The organism is Stenotrophomonas sp. LGBM10, assembly GCF_046736075.1.
Taxonomy (GTDB): Bacteria; Pseudomonadota; Gammaproteobacteria; order Xanthomonadales; family Xanthomonadaceae; genus Stenotrophomonas.
This window is the reverse complement of the sequence record NZ_CP177163.1, coordinates 1,108,240-1,124,094: the sequence shown is the minus strand read 5'-3', so window position 1 is coordinate 1,124,094 and position 15,855 is coordinate 1,108,240. Positions and strand designations below refer to the sequence as shown.

The window sequence follows — 15,855 nt, the reverse complement described above, 5'->3', positions numbered from 1 at the left end:
TGGCGTTCGTTACCCCAGATCGCCCAACCGCGCCTGCACCGCCGCGATCGCGGCCAGCCCGGCGGTTTCGGTGCGCAGGATGCGCGGGCCCAGCTGCAGGCCCTGGAAACCGGCCTGCTGCAGCGCCTGGCGATCGCGCGGCGACCAGCCGCCCTCCGGCCCGATCGCGATCACCACGCCGCCCGGGGCGGTCTGCAGCGTCGACAGGCGATGCTCGCCCAGCGGGTCCAGGGTCAGCTTGAGCGCATCGGCGGGCAGGCTGCGCGCCGCCTCCAGCAGCGACTGCGGAGCAGCGACGGCCGGCACGCGCGCACGGCCGGATTGGCCGCAGGCCGACACCACCACGCTGTTCCAGTGCGCCAGGCGCTTCTCCGCGCGCGCCGCGTCGAGCTTCACTTCGGTACGTTCGGCATTCACCGGCACGATGGCATTCACGCCCAGCTCGGTGGCCTTCTGCAGGATCAGGTCCATCTTCTCGCCGCGTGCGATGCCCTGCAGCAGGGTGATGGTCAGCGGCGATTCGTTGGCCACCTCGCGCGCGTCGTCGATGCGCACCCGCGCATCGCGCTTGCCCGTCTCGACCAGGGTCGCGGTGTAGTCGTGGCCGTCGCCATTGAACAGCACGCAGGTATCGCCCTCACGCAGGCGCATCACGCGCACCAGGTGGTTGGCCGCGTCCTCGGGCAGCGACACGGTCTGGCCAACCGCGATCGCGGTCGGGATGAAACTGCGGGTCACGCGCATGCGGTGGCGTCCTCGATGGCGGCCAGAGTGGTCTGGGCCAGCAGGTCCAGGTGTTCGTCCTCCACGCAGTAGGGAGGCATCCAATACAGCACGTTGCCGAGCGGGCGCAGTACCACGCCACGCTTCAGCGCGGCGGTATAGGCATGCAGGCCAACCCGCGCGGCAGCGGGGAAGGGCGTGCGTTTGTCGCCGTTGCGGGTGAGCTCGAAGGCCACCACCATGCCGGCCTGGCGCACGTCGGCCATGTGCGGATGGTCGGCGAACGGCGCGGCCAGCCGCCGCATCACCTCGGCCGTGCCGCGGTTGCGGGCGATCACGTCCTCGTGGGCGAAGATGTCCAGCGTGGCCAGTGCGGCCGCGCAGGCCAGCGGATTGCCGGTGTAGCTGTGCGAATGCAGGAAGGCGCGTTCGCGCGATTCGTCCAGGAAGGCGTCGTACAGCGCCTGGGTGGCCAGCACCGCGGCCAGCGGCAGGAAGCCGCCGGTGAGCCCCTTGGACAGGCACAGCAGGTCCGGCATCACCCCGGCCTGTTCGCAGGCGAACAGCGTGCCGGTGCGGCCGAAGCCGGTGGCGATCTCATCGGCGATCAGGAATGCCCCGTTGGCGTCGCACAGGGCGCGCGCCCGCTGCAGGTACACCGGGTCGTGCATGCGCATGCCACCGGCGCACTGCAGGCGCGGCTCCAGGATCACCGCACAGATCTCGCCGGGATGCTGGTCGAACAGATCGGCCAGGCGGTCGGCGGCCTCGTGCGCGCGCTGGGCGGCGCTCTGGCCGGGTTCGGCCAGGTAGGCATCGGGCGAGGGCGCGAACAGCGCCTCGGTGAGCAGTGGCGCGTAGACCCGGCGGTACAGCGGGATGTCCCCGACCGACAGGGCGCCCAGGGTCTCGCCGTGGTAGCCGTTCTCCAGTGCCACGAACCGGGTGCGGTGCGTTTCGCCGCGGTTGCGGAAGTAATGGAAGGCCATCTTCAGCGCCACTTCCACCCCGGCCGAGCCGTTGTCGGCGTAGAACACCTTGGCCAGCGGGTCGCGCCCGGGCTGCCGTGGCGCGATCGCCAGCAGGCGCTCGGCCAGGGCCACCGCCGGCTCGTGGCTGAAGCCGGCCAGCATCACCTGCTCCAGCTGCGTGGCCTGCTGCGCGATGGCCGCGCCGATGCGCGGCTCGGCGTGACCGAACAGGTTGGTCCACCAGCTGCTGACCGCATCCAGGTAGCGGCGGCCATCGTGGTCGATCAGCCAGGGACCTTCGCCACGCGCGATCGGCACCAGCGGCAGGGTGTCGGGGTGCTCGCGCATCTGGGTGCACGGGTGCCACAGCACGGCCAGGTCGCGTTGCCGCCACCGGTCGGCCAGCGTGAGGGGGGCTGGGTCTGCTAGCATTTCGGGTTCATGAACACGTTTTCACCTGCACACATTCTATCCAAGAGCCTGTTCGCATGAGCCGTCGCCTGCCCATCATCCACCAGATCACGGACGAGGAAAGCGGGCCCTTCCAGCGCCAGCACCTGGACCTGGAATTCTCCAACGGCGAACGCCGCCGTTTCGAGCGCCTGGTCAGCCGCGGCCACGGCGCGGTGGTGGTGGTGCCGATGCTCGACGATGAGACGGTGCTGCTGGTGCGTGAATACGCGGCCGGCGTACACCGTTACGAGCTGGGCCTGGTCAAAGGGCGCATCGATGCCGGGGAAACGCCCGAGCAGGCCGCCGACCGCGAACTGAAGGAAGAGGCCGGCTACGGTGCCCGCCGCATCGACGTGCTGCGCGCGATGACGCTCGCGCCCACCTACATGAGCCACCAGTCCTGGCTGGTGGTGGCCCGCGACCTCTACCCGGAACGCCTGGTCGGTGATGAACCCGAGGAGCTGGAAGTGGTGCCCTGGAAGCTGGCCGACCTGGACCAGCTGATGCTGCGCGAGGATGCCTCCGAAGGCCGTTCGCTGGCGGCATTGTTCATCGCCCGCGAATGGCTGGGACGCCGGGAATGATCAAACTCACGACGGATCTGCGCGAAACCGTCATCGCCATCGCCCAGGACGCCGCCGCTGCCATCATGGCGGTGTATGCCACTGCGTTCGATGTGGAGATCAAATCCGACCGCAGCCCGGTCACGGCCGCCGATCTCGCCGCCAACCAGGTGATCGAGCGCGGCCTTGGCCAGCTCACCCCGGACCTGCCGATCCTTTCCGAGGAATCCGCACAGGTGCCGTGGGAGGTGCGCCAGCACTGGGGCGCCTACTGGCTGGTCGATCCGCTCGACGGCACCCGCGAGTTCGTCAAGCGCAACGACGAGTTCAGCGTCAACACCGCGCTGATCTACCAGGGCGCACCGGCCTTCGGCGTGGTGCTGGCACCGGTCACTGGCGTGGTCTGGCACGCGATGCGCGGTGAGCTGGCGTATCGCCGCGATGGCATGCGCGACTCCGTGCTGCGCACCCGCACGCCGGCCGTGCCGCCGCTGAACGTGGCCGCCAGCCGTTCGCACCGCAGCCCGCAGACGCAGGCGCTGCTGGACCGCATGGGCGAGATCGAGCTGGTCGCGCAGGGCTCGTCGCTGAAATTCTGCCGCCTTGCCGAGGGCACGCTCGACGTCTATCCCCGGTTGGGACCGACGGCCGAATGGGATACCGCCGCAGGCCAGTGCGTGCTGCACGCGGCCGGCGGTGCGGTGCTGTCGGCGGCCACCGGCAAGCCGTTCCGCTACAACCGCCGCGACACGCTGTTGAACGGCGATTTCATCGCCCTGGGCGATACCCGCCTGCCGTGGCGCGACTGGTTGCCCGCCTGACCCCACCCGAGGACCCCGCATGACCCCGAGCGTCGAACTGGACCGCCTGCTGCAGATCATGGCGCGCCTGCGCGACCCCGCGCAGGGCTGCCCGTGGGACCTGCAGCAGGACTTTGCCAGCATCGCCCCGTACACCATCGAGGAGGCCTACGAAGTGGCCGACGCGATCGACCGCGGCGACCTCGACGACCTCAAGGACGAACTGGGCGATCTGCTGCTGCAGGTGGTCTTCCACGCGCAGATGGCCAGCGAGCAGGGCGCGTTCGCCTTCGCCGACGTCGCCCGCGCGATCGGCGACAAGATGCAGCGGCGTCACCCGCACATTTTCGCCGACGTGCAGGTAGAGGATGCCGACCAGGTCAACCTGAACTGGGAGGCGATCAAGCGCGCCGAGCGCGCGGCCAAGGGCGACACCGATACCTCTGCACTGGCCGGCATTTCGCGCGGGCTGCCCGAGTGGCAGCGCGCGGTGAAGCTGCAGGCGCGCGCGGCCCGGGTCGGCTTCGACTGGCCCGACCCGCAGCCGGTGCTGGACAAAGTGCGCGAGGAGCTGGACGAGGTTGCGGCGGAGTTCGCCCACGGCGATGTCCAGGCCAACCATGCGCGCCTGCAGGAAGAGCTGGGCGACCTGCTGTTCGTCTGCGCCAACCTGGCCCGGCACGCCAAGGTCGATGTGGGCGCGGCGCTGCGTCAGGCCAACCACAAGTTCGAGCGCCGTTTCCGCGCGATGGAGGCGCAGGCCGCCGCCGCCGGGCAGCGCATGGACGCGCTCGACCTGGACGCCCAGGAACGTCTCTGGCAACAGGCCAAACGCGACGAAGCGACATGAACACGCTGCTGCTGTTCGTGCTGACCGCCGTGGCCGAGATCGTCGGCTGTTACCTGCCGTGGCTGTGGCTGCGCAAGGGCGGCAGCGTGTGGCTGCTGCTGCCGGCAGCGGCCAGCCTGGCCCTGTTCGCCTGGCTGCTGACCCTGCATCCGGCCGCCAGCGGCCGCGTCTATGCGGCGTATGGCGGCGTCTACATCGGCACCGCGCTGATGTGGCTGTGGCTGGTGGATGGCATTCGTCCCAGCCGCTGGGATCTGCTCGGCGTCGGCCTGTGCCTGGCCGGGATGGCGGTGATCATGTTTGCCCCGCGCAGTACCTGAACCGGCTACGGCCGCGCATCTGACCGTACAATCGGGTCATCACAGGGAAAGGAGTTTCCGATGTTTCCGACCATGCTGTTCTCGCTGGTGCTCGCCTTCGTGGCCGTCGTCATTCTGTTCAAGGCCGTGCGCATGGTGCCGCAGGGCTACGAATGGACGGTCGAACGGTTCGGCCGCTACACCCACACCATGTCGCCGGGCCTGCACTTCCTGATCCCGATCGTCTACGGCGTCGGCCGCAAGGTGAACATGATGGAACAGGTGCTGGACGTGCCCAGCCAGGAAGTGATCACCAAGGACAACGCCGCCGTCCGCGTGGACGGGGTGGTGTTCTTCCAGGTGCTCGACGCGTCCAAGGCGGCCTATGAAGTGGCCAACCTGGAAGTGGCGATGATCGCCCTGGTGCAGACCAACATCCGCACCGTGATCGGCTCGATGGACCTGGACGAATCGCTGAGCCAGCGCGAGGTGATCAACGCCCAGCTGCTGAGCGTGGTTGATCACGCCACCAACCCGTGGGGCGTGAAGGTCAACCGCATCGAGATCCGCGACATCCAGCCGCCGCGCGACCTGCTCGACGCGATGGCACGGCAGATGAAGGCCGAGCGCGAGAAGCGCGCGCAGATCCTGGAAGCCGAGGGCTCGCGCCAGTCCGAGATCCTGCGTGCCGAAGGCGAGAAGCAGGCCGCCGTGCTCGAAGCCGAAGGCCGCAAGGAAGCCGCGTTCCGCGATGCGGAGGCGCGTGAGCGCCTGGCCGAGGCCGAAGCCAAGGCGACCGAGATGGTGTCCGATGCGATCGCCAAGGGCGATGTGCAGGCGATCAATTACTTCATCGCCCAGAAGTATGTGGAGGCCTTCAAGGAACTGGCGACCTCGCCGAACCAGAAGCTGGTGCTGATGCCGATGGAGGCCAGTGGCGTGATCGGTTCGATCGCCGGCGTGGCCGAACTGGCCAAGGAAGCGTTCGCCAAGCAGGAAGAGAAGAAGGCCGCGCGCGCGGTGCCGCCGCGGATCGGAGGCTGACATGCGCTGGGAGGTCGTAGGCTGGGGCGCGCTGGCACTGGTGCTGTTTGCGGCCGAGGCGCTGGCACCGGGGGCGTTCATGCTGTGGATCGGCATCGGGGCGGCGGCGGTATTCGTGCTGGTGGCCGTGTTCGCCGACATTCCGCTGCTGTGGCAGGTGGTCGCGTTCGTGCTGCTCAGCGTGGTGTCGATCCAGTGCTACCGGCGCTGGGGACGCTCCCACGACCGGCAGAGCGACGCCCCGTTGTTGAACCGGCGCGCCGAACAGCTGGTGGGGCGGGTGGTGCTGCTCGACCAGCCGATCGTCGCCGGCAAGGGCCGCGCCAAGATCGACGATGCGTTCTGGGTGGTGGATGGCCCGGACCTGCCGGCCGGCAGCGCGGTGCGCGTGGTCGCGGTGGCGGGCATGACGCTGAAGGTGCAGCCTGTCTGAGGTGGCCCCGGCGGTGCATTCCGCACCGCCGCAGGCGTTGTGAAGACGGTTCTGGGATAATGGCGCTCTTGCCTTCATTCCCCCGGAACCGGTCATGACCCAGAAGACGCTTCTCAACGACACCCACCGCGCACTCGGCGCCAAGATGGTCGATTTCGGTGGCTGGGACATGCCCATCCATTACGGCTCGCAGCTGGACGAACACCACCTCGTGCGTGCCGACGCCGGCATGTTCGACGTCAGCCACATGACCGTGGTCGATCTGCGCGGCGCGCAGGTCAAGCCGTTCCTGCGCCGCCTGCTGGCCAACTCGGTGGACAAGCTCAAGGCCACCGGCAAGGCGCTGTACGCGTGCATGCTCAACCCGCAGGGCGGGGTGATCGACGACCTGATCGTCTACTACCTGGCCGACGACTTCTTCCGCATGGTGGTCAATGCCTCCACCCGCGAGAAGGACCTGGCCTGGATCCGTGAGCAGGCGGCCGCCTTCGACGTGCAGGTTACCGAGCGCGAGGACCTGGCGATCATCGCCGTGCAGGGCCCCACCGCGCGCGAGCGCGTGATCGGCCTGGTCGCCGAGGGCGACCGCGCTGCCGTGGACAAGCTGGGTCGCTTCGCTGCGGTCGAGGCGAGCGCTGCCAGCGGTGCGCCGCTGTTCGTGGCGCGTACCGGCTACACCGGTGAGGACGGTTTTGAACTCCTGATCCCGCAGAGCGACGTGGTCGCCTTCTGGAACGCCCTGGCGCAGGCCGGCGTGCGTCCGGCCGGGCTGGGCGCGCGCGACACGCTGCGCCTGGAAGCCGGCATGAACCTGTACGGCCAGGACATGGACGAGCAGATCACCCCGTACGAAGCGGCGCTGGCCTGGACCGTGGCGCTGGACGAAGGCCGCGACTTCATCGGCCGTGACGTGCTGGAAGCCCAGAAGGCGGCAGGCAATGCACGCCAGCTGATCGGCCTGGTGATGGACGAGAAGGGCGTGCTGCGCCACGGCCAGGCAGTGGTCACCGCCAGCGGCCAGGGCGAGATCCTGTCCGGCACCTTCTCCCCGACGCTGGGCAAGGGCATCGCGTTCGCCCGCGTGCCGGCAGGCGAGCTGGGCCAGGTGCACGTGGACATCCGCGGCAAGCAGGTCCCGGTGCGCGTGGTGAAGTTCCCGTTCGTGCGCGAAGGTCAGGCCCAGCCCGGCGTGCTGGTCGAGGCCTGATCCAGCAGTTTCCGGCGCGCGGTTGCCCAGCGGCCCGCGCCGGTTGGTTACACTACCCCCGTTTCCCGAACCCCTGAATTTTCTCGGAGCAGTTCCATGAGCGAGATCCCCGGCGACCTCAAATTCCTCAAGTCCCACGAGTGGGCGCGCGTCGAAGGCAATGGCCGCGTCACCGTCGGTATTTCCGACCATGCCCAGGGCCTGCTGGGCGACCTGGTCTACGTCGAGCTGCCCAACGTCGGCGACACGGTGAAGGCGGGCGAGCAGGCTGCCGTCGTCGAGTCGGTGAAGGCCGCCTCGGACGTCTACAGCCCGATCACCGGTACCGTGGTCGAGGTCAACAGCGCCCTGGCCGACAAGCCGGAAACCATCAACGAAGACGCGTACGGCGATGGCTGGATCTTCGTGGTGGAAGTGACCGGTACGGAAGAGTTGAACGAGCTGCTGGCGCCGGATGACTACGCCGAGCTGCTGGAGAACGAGGATCACTGATCCTGCGTCGCTCCGAAGAACGGCCGCCTCGTGCGGCCGTTTTTTTTTGCGTCGTCGCCGCTCGCCAGGGCGTGCACCGACGCGGCGGCGTTAGCGACGCGTGACGATGTTGCGGTGTACGCGCGCCTCCGGAACGTCCGGCGTCGGCTCATGCCGTCGGGTTGGGAACCCATCGCGACGGGTCATGAGCATGTCCATTCGTATCGCCGCGCATCGACACGCGGTCGCGGAACGACCGTTGCCGACCTGCCGAAGGTGCGATCGCGTCGACGCGGCGCGGCGGAAAGTTTGCGCATTTGCGCGAATCGGGTAGTAAAAAGCGCAGCCGGATGTGAAAACGCGTCGGCTGTTTTTTCCCCCTTCGTTGGCAACCGGTCAGGCACGCGCGGCGCACCACGCGCACCTGCCGGCGCGCACGCCGCCACGTGTGGCGTGTTTCGCGAAAGTGCTTCTTTTAAGTTGTTTTTGTTTCAGCCGTTGCGACCGCAGGGGTATCGGTGTGCCCGTTGGTACGGGGATGAAGTGTCGGTACGGGGTGTTCGACGGGTGGCTGGCGCGCGCTGCCGGACGCGTCCGGTGTGAAAATTTTTCGCCGGGGTTGTTGACAGTGAAAAAAAGCGTGATTAGGTTTCGCCAAGCAGACCTTGCCTGCCAAGAGAGTGAGCAGAATCGACATCCAGTCGCGAAGCACAACCAGGACATCCACCTTGCATCCGATGACGGTGGAGTCGGCTTCGCTTCCTTCGGTGAAATGCAAGGGCACCCCTGATCCGATACCTGCCTGGCCGATCCCGGTAGGTATCCCCGTATCCGTCACGACGCGCATGACGCGACGGCGGTCCCCGCAACGCAGCAACGGCGGGTTTGCTTTACCTGGGCGTTTCAACTCCATAGATCACTGACGAGGAGCCATCCCATGGCAACCAAGAAAGCTGCGAAGAAAAAGCCGGCCGCCAAAAAGGCAGCCAAGAAGGTCGCTAAGAAGGCCACTGCCCGCAAGGCCGTGAAGAAGGTCGCCAAGAAGGCGGCGGCCAAGAAGACGGTGAAGAAGGCCGCCAAGAAGGCGACCGCTCGGAAGGCAGTGAAAAAGACGGCCGCCAAGAAGGCCGTCAAGAAGGTAGCCAAGAAGGCCGCCGCCAAGAAGACCGCGAAGAAGGCAGTGAAGAAGACGGCGAAGAAGGCCGTCAAGAAGGTCGCCAAGAAGGCGGCTGCCAAGAAGACCGCGAAGAAAGCCGTCCGCAAGGTAGCCAAGAAGGCTGCGGCCAAGAAGGCCACCAAGAAGACGGCGAAGAAGGCCGTCAAGAAGGTAGCCAGGAAGGCCACTGCGAAGAAGGCGACGGCCAAGAAGGCCACCGCCAAGAAGGCGGTCAAGAAGGTTGCAAAGCGCAAGCCGGCGGCCCGCAAGAAGAAGGCTGCCCCGGTCGCCCTGCCGGCAACCCCGGCACCGCTGATCTAAGCGTTTCCCGAGAGCCGCACCTGAAACTCCTTCCCCGGCAGCCCAGCGGGGAGGGAGTTTTTTTATGCGCGCGTGTCCGACCGGAGCCGAAAAAAAAGGCGGCCAACCGGCCGCCTTTTTCGATCCGCACACCGCCGCGATCAACGCGGCGAGGCCACCGCACGGTTGGACGACACGCCCTTGCGCTTGTTCTGCGGCGCGGCGTCTTCGGCCATCAGGCTGTCGCTGCCGAAGTCGGTATCCACGTCCAGCCAGCGCTGGTTCGGCAGGCCCATCGCCGCGTCGAGCACGGTCGGCAGCAGGCCGCTGGGCAGGCTGCTTTCGCCGTTCCACATGATCGCAATGCCGAGGTCACGCTCCGGCACCAGCGCGACCAGGCCCCGGTAGCCCTGCACGGCACCGGCATGGAACACCACTTCATGGCCGGCGTAGTCGAAGTTGCGCCAGCCCAGCGCGTAGCCGGCCGAATGCAGGCGCTCGCGGCGCCAGCCCGAACGCATTTCGCCCGGGGTGCTGATCAGGGTGGAGTGCAGCGTTGCCAGCAGCGGCGCAGGCAGCACGTCGGGACGGTGCCCGGTGTGCGCCAGCAGCCACTGCGCCATGTCGCTGGCGCTGGCATTGACGCCGGCAGCCGGTGCCAACCGGTAGTAGGTGGGCTTGGGGTTCAGTGACACCCAGCCGTTGCGGCTGCGCACGTGCGGGCGTGCCCAACGCGAGCTGGCCTGGATGCCGGCCAGGCCAAGGCTGGCGTCATCCATGCCCAGCGGCTTGAACAGCCGGCGTTCGACCGACTGTTCGTAGAAACTGCCGGAGGCGGCGTACACCACATCGCCGATCAGGCTGAAGGCAACGTTCTGGTAGGCGTAGCAGTCGCCCGGCTGGCACTTGAGCGAGGTCGAGGCCAGCTTGTGGGTCAGGGTGTAGTACTCCGCGTTGGCTTCCACGTCGCGGTCGTACGCGTTGTAGGGCAGGCCGACCCGGTGGCTGAGCAGGTCGGCCACGGTCAGCCGCTCGGTCGCCTCGGGCGAGCTCAGCTGGAAGCCGGGCACGTAGTCGGTGACCTTGCTGTCCCAGCGCAGGGTGCCATCGTTGACCAGCAGGCCGGCCATCGTGCCGGCGAAGGCCTTGGACAGCGACGCCAGGCGGAACACGGTGTGCGCGTCGACCTGCTGCGGATTGTTGACGTCGGTGACGCCGTAGCCACGCGCGCTGAGCACGCGGCCGCCCTGGACGATCGCCACGGCCATGCCGGGCACGCGTTCGCCATAGGTGAGCTGCTGGGCCAGCGATTCGATGGCGGCGACATTGAAGCCCGGTGCGGGCGGCAGTACCTGCTGCGCTGCGGGCGCGGCGCGATACGCGGCCGGCTGGGTATGCGGCACATTGGCCGGGGCGCTGTTCTCGATGTTGACGGGGAACGCGGACGGCGAGGCACTGGGGGTCTGTGCAGTGGAAGACATTGCGATGGGCATCAACATGCCCAGCAACCCGGTTGCCGCCGAACGGATCGGTCGGCGCCTGCTGTTCTGATTCATCGTGTAGGGCCCGTGCGCGACTGCTGTGAGGGATTCTAGCGCCGCTTTTCCCGATTGCACAAACGAAGCGAAGATGAATACGTATCGTATTGAAAATGCGTGGTTTTTTGCATGGCGAAATGCCCGGCGCCGCGCCCCACGGCGCCGCCCTGTTCAGCTTGATCCCGCGTCCTGGCGCAGCCAGTGCGCGGCGCGCTCGGCGATCATCAGGGTGGGCGCGTTGGTATTGCCGCTGATCAGGCTGGGCATCACCGCCGCATCGACCACGCGCAGGCGCTGGGTGCCGTGCACCCGCAGCGTCGGATCGACCACGGCATCGGCATGCCGGCCGATGGCGCAGGTGCCGACCGGGTGGTAGATGGTCTCGGCCTTGGCGCGGATGAACGCGGCCAGGCCGGCGTCATCGAGATCGTCGCGGGCAGGGAAGACCGGGGCGCCGCGCCACGGATCGAACGCGGGTTGGGCCAGGATCCGGCGCGACAGCCGGACGCACTCGAGCATCATGCGCAGATCGTGCCCCTCCGCGTCGCCGAGATAGTTGGGCTGCAGGCGCGGCGGCGAGCGCGCGTCGGCATCGCGCAGGTGCAACCGCCCGCGGCTGCGCGGATGCAGCGGACAGGCGTGCAGGGTGTAGCCGTCGCCGGGCAGGCGATGGCGGCCGTGGTTGTCGAGCATGGCCGGCACGAAATGGAACTGCACGTCGGCGCGTGCGTCCGGCGCCAGTGCCGAGCGGGCGAAGCCGCCGGCCTCGGCCAGGTTGCTGGTGCCGGCACCGCGGTGGCCGCGCAGGAAGTAGTCGAAGGCGATGCGCAGCTCGTTGCTGCGGTCGTAGCTCACGCCGGGCGTGGTGTGCACGACCGTGCAGATGTCCAGATGATCCTGCAGGTTGCCGCCGACGCCGGGCAGATCCACGCGTGGGGTGATGCCGTGGCCACGCAGTGCGTGGGCGGGGCCGATCCCGGAGAGCATCAGCAGCTGCGGCGAATGGATCGCGCCGGCGCTGAGGATCACTTCGGCGGACGCGGCGGCATGCAGATGCTCGCGGCCGCGCCGGTAGTGGACGCCGGTGGCGGTGGTGCCGGCGAAGCTCAGCGCCACCGCCTGTGCGCCGGTGAGGACGGTGAGGTTGCGCCGTGCGCGGGCCGGGCGCAGGTAGGCGGTGGCGCTGGAGCAGCGCGCGCCATCGCGCTGGGTGACCTGGTACAGGCCGACGCCCAGCTGATGGGCGCCATTGAAATCGTCGTTGCGGGCATGACCGGCCTGCTCGGCGGCGGCCAGGAACACGGCCGAGAGCGGATTGTGGTGGCGCAGGTCGGCGACGGACAACGGTCCGGCATCGCCATGCAGTGCGCTGGCGCCGCGGCTGTTGGCCTCGCCGTGCAGGAACCACGGCAGCACCTGTGCCCACTCCCAACCGGTGGCGCCGGCCGCCGCCCAGCCGTCGTAGTCGGCCGGCACGCCACGGATGTAGCACATGGCATTGATCGCGCTGGAGCCACCCAGCACCTTGCCGCGCGGCCACCACAGGCGCCGTCCGTCCAGTTGCGGCTCGGGGTCGGTGTCGAGGTTCCAGTTGATGCGGCGGTTGTTGACCAGCCGCGCCAGGCCGGCCGGCATGTGGATGAAGGGATTGCGGTCGGGAGGGCCGGCCTCCAGCAGCAGCACCTGGCAGTGCGGGTCGGCGCTGAGCCGGTTGGCCAGCACGCAGCCGGCCGAGCCGGCGCCGACGATGATGTAGTCGTACCTGTCCCGTGCCAATGCAAGCCGCTCCCCGAGGGTCTACGCCGCAGCATAGGGCAGACGGCCGCTGCGCGGGTTGGCCGCTGTGGGCCACGCTGCGTTGCGCCGGTGCGACGGTCGGCTACTGGCGATGTTGCGGTGCATCGTTTACCTTGCGCGCTTTGCCGCCCGGAGTTCCCACGATGCTGCCGTTGCGACGCCGCCTGAGCGCGGAGCGGGTGCGATGACCGCCGCGACATCGTCCGCGCGTCGGACGGGACTGCGCGGTGCGCTGCGCCAGTCTCCGCCGCTGATCTGGGCATCGCTGTACTTCTTCTGCCTGTTGAGCGGCTACTACGTGCTGCGCCCGGTGCGCGAGGCGATGGCGGCCTCGAGCGACCTGCAGACGTTGTTCCCGCCAGGGTTGATTGCCTGGTTCGCTGGCCACGGCATCGCCCTGCAGGACTTCGTGCTGCAGTTCCTGTTCACCTGTGTGTTCTTCATCATGCTGGTGCTGCAGCCGCTGTACGGCGCGCTGGTGAGCCGCTACCCGCGCCGGGTATTCCTGCCGGTGGTATACGGGTTCTTCATCGCCACGCTGCTGGGCTTCTACGTGCTGTTCGACAGCGGTGTGCCCGGGCGCGGGATGGCGTTCTTCTTCTGGATCACGGTGTTCAACCTGTTCGCGGTGGCGGTGTTCTGGAGCTTCATGGCCGACGTGTTCTCGAACACGCAGGCGCGGGCGTTCTACGGCTACATCGGCGCGGCCGGCACCATCGGGGCCTTCCTCGGCCCGATCATCACGTCGGCGCTGGTGCAGCGGGTGGGCATCGCGAACCTGATGCTGGTGTCGGCCGGCTTCCTGTGCGTGTGCCTGTTCTGCATCTGGCGGCTGCGGCTGTGGGCGGTGGCGCGCGAGCAGGATCAGCAGCTGGTGTCGGGCGAAACACCGATGGGCGGGAGCGTGCTGGACGGTCTGAAGCTGATCGTGCGCGAGCCGCTGCTGCGCTGGCTGGCACTGATGGTGCTGTTCGGGGTGGGCATCGGTACGCTGCTGTACAACGAGCAGGCGGCGATCGTGCGCCGGCTGTATACCGATCCGGCGGCAAGCACGGCCTTCTTCTCGCGGGTGGATCTGGCGGTGAACGCGCTGACGCTGCTGCTGCAGTTGGGGCTGACCCGCTGGCTGTTGTCGCGCTACGGTATCGCGCCGGCGCTGTTGATCCCGGGCTTTGCGATCATTGTCGGGTTCTCGGTACTCGCGGCCTCGCCGTTGCCGCTGCTGGTGGCGATGGTGCAGGTGATGACGCGGGCGAGCGAGTTCTCGCTGGCCAAGCCGGCCCGCGAGACGCTGTACACGCGGGTGGACCGGCAGTGGCGCTACAAGGCCGGAGCGGCGATCGACACGGTGGTGTACCGCGGCGCGGACCTGAGCTTTGCGTGGGTACACAAAGGGCTCTCGCTGTTTGGTTCGAACGTGCTGTTCGCGGGCGGTCTGGTCGTGGCCGGGCTGATGACCGTCGCCGCGTTCGGTCTGCTGCACGAAGAAAAGAAGTTGCCGGCCGAGCGGCCGGAGTAAGCTCTGGTCATCTTTTTCGAGGCCTGCCCATGTACTGGACCGCACTGATCCTGACCCTGGTGGTCGCCCTGCTGCACGTGTACTTCCTCGTGCTGGAAATGTTCCTGTGGACGCGTCCGCTGGGCCTGAAGACGTTCCGCAATACGCCGGAGAAGGCCGAGACCACGCGCGTGCTGGCGGCCAACCAGGGGCTGTACAACGGCTTCCTGGCAGCCGGCCTGTTCTGGGGCCTGTTCGATCACCTGCCGATGCTGGTCAACTTCATGCTGGGCTGCGTGATCGTGGCCGGCTGCTACGGCGCCTACAGCGTCAACAAGCGGATCTTCTTCATCCAAGCCGTCCCGGCGATCCTGGCCGCGATCGCTTGGCATTTCGTGCCGGCGTAAGCGAGGTCGCCGGTAGGTGCCGACCGTTGGTCGGCACAGCCAGAGCCAAAGCCCGCATCTGGATTCTCCCCGGCTTGGCTGGCGGGTGTGGGCATGCGGGACACGCCGTGAATCCATCCGTGGAGGCTCGTAGAAAACATCCATGTTTTCTACGGTCCCGCATACCCACACCCGCCAGCCATTGACAGTGGGTCGCGCGGATTCCCGGTAGGTGCCGACCGCTGGTCGGCACAGCCAGAGCCCGCTTCTGGATTCTCCCTGGCTTGGCTGGCGTGTGTGGGCATGCGGGACACGCCGTGAATCCATCCGTGGAGGCTCGTAGAAAACATCCATGTTTTCTACGGTCCCGCATACCCACACCCGCCAGCCATTGACAGTGGGTCGCGCGGATTCCCCGGTAGGTGACGAGCGCTGGTCTGCACAGCCAGAGCCCTCATCTGGAGTCTCCCTGGGTTGGCTGGCGTGTGCGGGTATGCGGGACACGCCGTGAATCCATCCCGGTAGGTGCCGACCGCTGGTCGGCACGCTGTACTCCTTCCGGAATAGCCGTTGCCCCGGCTCTCCCTGCACCGCCCGCCATAGGTCAAAGGCCGGTGGGAATGGGGGTACGGGACCGTAGAAAACATGGATGTTTTCTACGAGCCTCCAGGGATGGATTTACGGCGTGTCCCGTACTCCCATTCCCGCCGGCCACGCCCGGGAGAATGCGGATGAGGGCTGTGGCTGTGGCTGTAGCTCTGGCTCTGGCGTTGAAAGGCATAGAGCGTGCCGACCAGCGGTCGGCACCTACCGATCGGTGAAGTGGCCCGTGGTCGGCACCTACCGATCGGTGAGGTGACCGGTGGTTGGAGCGTTCCGCGAACGGTCCTGCGGTGAGAGCCACATCTGGATGCGGGCGCTGAAGACCGGTGTGCCGGCGGTGTCGCGGATCTGCACGTCCACGGGCAGGGCGTAGCCGCTGTCGGCCGCGATGATGGGCTGTGCCGGTGTGGCGACGGCGTGCTGGGTGCCCGTGGCCTTGGCCAGGTACTGCACTTCCATGCCCTTCGGAATCCAGCGCATGCCGCGTGGCAATGAGGCGTCGACCATCAGTCCGGCGGTGAGTTCGGCCAGGTTGCACAGTGCGATGGCGTGGACGGTGCCGATGTGGTTGGTGACCCTGCGCCGGTGCGCGATGTGGCCTTCGCAGCGGCCGGGTTCGAGCACGGTGATGCGCGGGGCGATGCTGGCGAAGTAGGGCGCCTTGAAGCACACCGCGCGCGCGAACAGCCATTGGCCGGCCGGCCAGCGCTGCATGCGGCGGTACAGGGTCAGCAGGGGAGCGGACATCGAGGATCTCCTGGAA

At 67.8% G+C, this 15,855-nt stretch carries 16 protein-coding genes; 11 read left to right on the top strand and 5 right to left on the bottom strand.

Translation table 11 applies throughout. From position 1 onward, the window contains the following. Nucleotides 1–9: 9 nt before the first annotated feature. Together ACLB90_RS04750 and bioA are read right to left on the bottom strand one after the other, a co-directional pair. Nucleotides 10–744, bottom strand: a complete 735-nt coding sequence (locus tag ACLB90_RS04750; protein WP_411851850.1) for a 16S rRNA (uracil(1498)-N(3))-methyltransferase — start codon at nt 742–744, stop codon at nt 10–12. Beyond that, nucleotides 735–2,126: an adenosylmethionine--8-amino-7-oxononanoate transaminase gene (gene bioA / locus ACLB90_RS04745; protein WP_411851849.1), complete on the bottom strand. Its 1,392-nt coding sequence runs from the start codon at nt 2,124–2,126 to the stop codon at nt 735–737. The genes ACLB90_RS04750 and bioA overlap by 10 nt, the downstream gene beginning before the upstream one ends. Nucleotides 2,127–2,182: 56 nt before the next feature. Here bioA and nudE point away from each other — a divergent pair, with 56 nt between their 5' ends. The 9 genes from nudE (at nt 2,183) to ACLB90_RS04700 (ending at nt 9,291) form a co-directional block, all read left to right on the top strand. Further along, nucleotides 2,183–2,731, top strand: a complete 549-nt coding sequence (gene nudE, locus ACLB90_RS04740; protein ID WP_411851848.1) for an ADP compounds hydrolase NudE — start codon at nt 2,183–2,185, stop codon at nt 2,729–2,731. Next, nucleotides 2,728–3,531: a 3'(2'),5'-bisphosphate nucleotidase CysQ gene (cysQ, locus tag ACLB90_RS04735; protein ID WP_411851847.1), complete on the top strand. Its 804-nt coding sequence runs from the start codon at nt 2,728–2,730 to the stop codon at nt 3,529–3,531. Before nudE ends, cysQ begins: the two co-directional genes overlap by 4 nt. A 19-nt stretch (nt 3,532–3,550) precedes the next feature. Next, nucleotides 3,551–4,360 carry a nucleoside triphosphate pyrophosphohydrolase gene (mazG, locus tag ACLB90_RS04730; RefSeq protein ID WP_411851846.1) on the top strand — a complete coding sequence of 270 codons (810 nt, stop codon included), beginning with the start codon at nt 3,551–3,553 and terminating at the stop codon, nt 4,358–4,360. Beyond that, nucleotides 4,357–4,680 (top strand): YnfA family protein, encoded by a 324-nt coding sequence (locus ACLB90_RS04725; RefSeq protein ID WP_411851845.1) that lies wholly within the window; start codon nt 4,357–4,359, stop codon nt 4,678–4,680. Before mazG ends, ACLB90_RS04725 begins: the two co-directional genes overlap by 4 nt. A 60-nt stretch (nt 4,681–4,740) precedes the next feature. After that, a complete protein-coding gene (locus tag ACLB90_RS04720) occupies nt 4,741–5,703 on the top strand; it encodes an SPFH domain-containing protein (RefSeq protein ID WP_017354599.1) in 963 nt (320 codons plus the stop codon). Between the two features lies 1 nt (nt 5,704). Further along, on the top strand, nt 5,705–6,136 hold the full coding sequence (locus ACLB90_RS04715; protein ID WP_411851844.1) for an NfeD family protein: 432 nt from the start codon (nt 5,705–5,707) through the stop codon (nt 6,134–6,136). A 94-nt stretch (nt 6,137–6,230) separates the two neighbouring features. After that, nucleotides 6,231–7,343: a glycine cleavage system aminomethyltransferase GcvT gene (gcvT, locus tag ACLB90_RS04710; RefSeq protein ID WP_411851843.1), complete on the top strand. Its 1,113-nt coding sequence runs from the start codon at nt 6,231–6,233 to the stop codon at nt 7,341–7,343. 96 nt (nt 7,344–7,439) lie between these two features. Further along, complete coding sequence (gene gcvH, locus ACLB90_RS04705) at nt 7,440–7,835, top strand: glycine cleavage system protein GcvH (RefSeq protein ID WP_411851842.1); 396 nt, start codon at nt 7,440–7,442, stop codon at nt 7,833–7,835. 916 nt (nt 7,836–8,751) lie between these two features. After that, entirely contained in the window at nt 8,752–9,291 is a 540-nt protein-coding gene (locus ACLB90_RS04700; RefSeq protein WP_411851841.1) for a hypothetical protein, read from the top strand. Nucleotides 9,292–9,431: 140 nt separating this feature from the next. On the opposite strand, the gene ACLB90_RS04695 is transcribed toward ACLB90_RS04700, so the two are convergent. Continuing rightward, nucleotides 9,432–10,826, bottom strand: coding sequence for a serine hydrolase domain-containing protein (locus ACLB90_RS04695; RefSeq protein WP_411851840.1), 1,395 nt, complete (start codon nt 10,824–10,826; stop codon nt 9,432–9,434). Nucleotides 10,827–10,979: 153 nt separating this feature from the next. Next, nucleotides 10,980–12,584: a GMC family oxidoreductase gene (locus ACLB90_RS04690; RefSeq protein ID WP_411851839.1), complete on the bottom strand. Its 1,605-nt coding sequence runs from the start codon at nt 12,582–12,584 to the stop codon at nt 10,980–10,982. A 205-nt stretch (nt 12,585–12,789) separates the two neighbouring features. Here ACLB90_RS04690 and ACLB90_RS04685 point away from each other — a divergent pair, with 205 nt between their 5' ends. Both ACLB90_RS04685 and ACLB90_RS04680 read left to right on the top strand, forming a co-directional pair. Then, entirely contained in the window at nt 12,790–14,124 is a 1,335-nt protein-coding gene (locus ACLB90_RS04685) for an NTP/NDP exchange transporter (protein WP_411851838.1), read from the top strand. A 29-nt stretch (nt 14,125–14,153) separates the two neighbouring features. Continuing rightward, nucleotides 14,154–14,510 (top strand): DUF1304 domain-containing protein, encoded by a 357-nt coding sequence (locus ACLB90_RS04680; RefSeq protein ID WP_017354607.1) that lies wholly within the window; start codon nt 14,154–14,156, stop codon nt 14,508–14,510. An 819-nt stretch (nt 14,511–15,329) separates the two neighbouring features. On the opposite strand, the gene ACLB90_RS04675 is transcribed toward ACLB90_RS04680, so the two are convergent. Further along, nucleotides 15,330–15,839, bottom strand: a complete 510-nt coding sequence (locus ACLB90_RS04675; protein WP_411851837.1) for a hotdog fold domain-containing protein — start codon at nt 15,837–15,839, stop codon at nt 15,330–15,332. Between the last annotated feature and the right edge of the window lie 16 nt (nt 15,840–15,855).

Bases quoted from the DNA above. Each gene is read 5' to 3' on its own strand.
- ACLB90_RS04715 (WP_411851844.1), top strand. From the start codon at position 5,705: ATGCGCTGGGAGGTCGTAGGCTGGGGCGCGCTGGCACTGGTGCTGTTT.
- ACLB90_RS04680 (WP_017354607.1), top strand. From the start codon at position 14,154: ATGTACTGGACCGCACTGATCCTGACCCTGGTGGTCGCCCTGCTGCAC.
- nudE (WP_411851848.1), top strand. From the start codon at position 2,183: ATGAGCCGTCGCCTGCCCATCATCCACCAGATCACGGACGAGGAAAGC.
- ACLB90_RS04720 (WP_017354599.1), top strand. From the start codon at position 4,741: ATGTTTCCGACCATGCTGTTCTCGCTGGTGCTCGCCTTCGTGGCCGTC.
- gcvH (WP_411851842.1), top strand. From the start codon at position 7,440: ATGAGCGAGATCCCCGGCGACCTCAAATTCCTCAAGTCCCACGAGTGG.
- cysQ (WP_411851847.1), top strand. From the start codon at position 2,728: ATGATCAAACTCACGACGGATCTGCGCGAAACCGTCATCGCCATCGCC.
- ACLB90_RS04700 (WP_411851841.1), top strand. From the start codon at position 8,752: ATGGCAACCAAGAAAGCTGCGAAGAAAAAGCCGGCCGCCAAAAAGGCA.
- ACLB90_RS04685 (WP_411851838.1), top strand. From the start codon at position 12,790: ATGACCGCCGCGACATCGTCCGCGCGTCGGACGGGACTGCGCGGTGCG.
- ACLB90_RS04695 (WP_411851840.1), bottom strand. From the start codon at position 10,826: ATGAATCAGAACAGCAGGCGCCGACCGATCCGTTCGGCGGCAACCGGG.
- bioA (WP_411851849.1), bottom strand. From the start codon at position 2,126: ATGCTAGCAGACCCAGCCCCCCTCACGCTGGCCGACCGGTGGCGGCAA.
- mazG (WP_411851846.1), top strand. From the start codon at position 3,551: ATGACCCCGAGCGTCGAACTGGACCGCCTGCTGCAGATCATGGCGCGC.
- gcvT (WP_411851843.1), top strand. From the start codon at position 6,231: ATGACCCAGAAGACGCTTCTCAACGACACCCACCGCGCACTCGGCGCC.
- ACLB90_RS04725 (WP_411851845.1), top strand. From the start codon at position 4,357: ATGAACACGCTGCTGCTGTTCGTGCTGACCGCCGTGGCCGAGATCGTC.
- ACLB90_RS04675 (WP_411851837.1), bottom strand. From the start codon at position 15,839: ATGTCCGCTCCCCTGCTGACCCTGTACCGCCGCATGCAGCGCTGGCCG.
- ACLB90_RS04750 (WP_411851850.1), bottom strand. From the start codon at position 744: ATGCGCGTGACCCGCAGTTTCATCCCGACCGCGATCGCGGTTGGCCAG.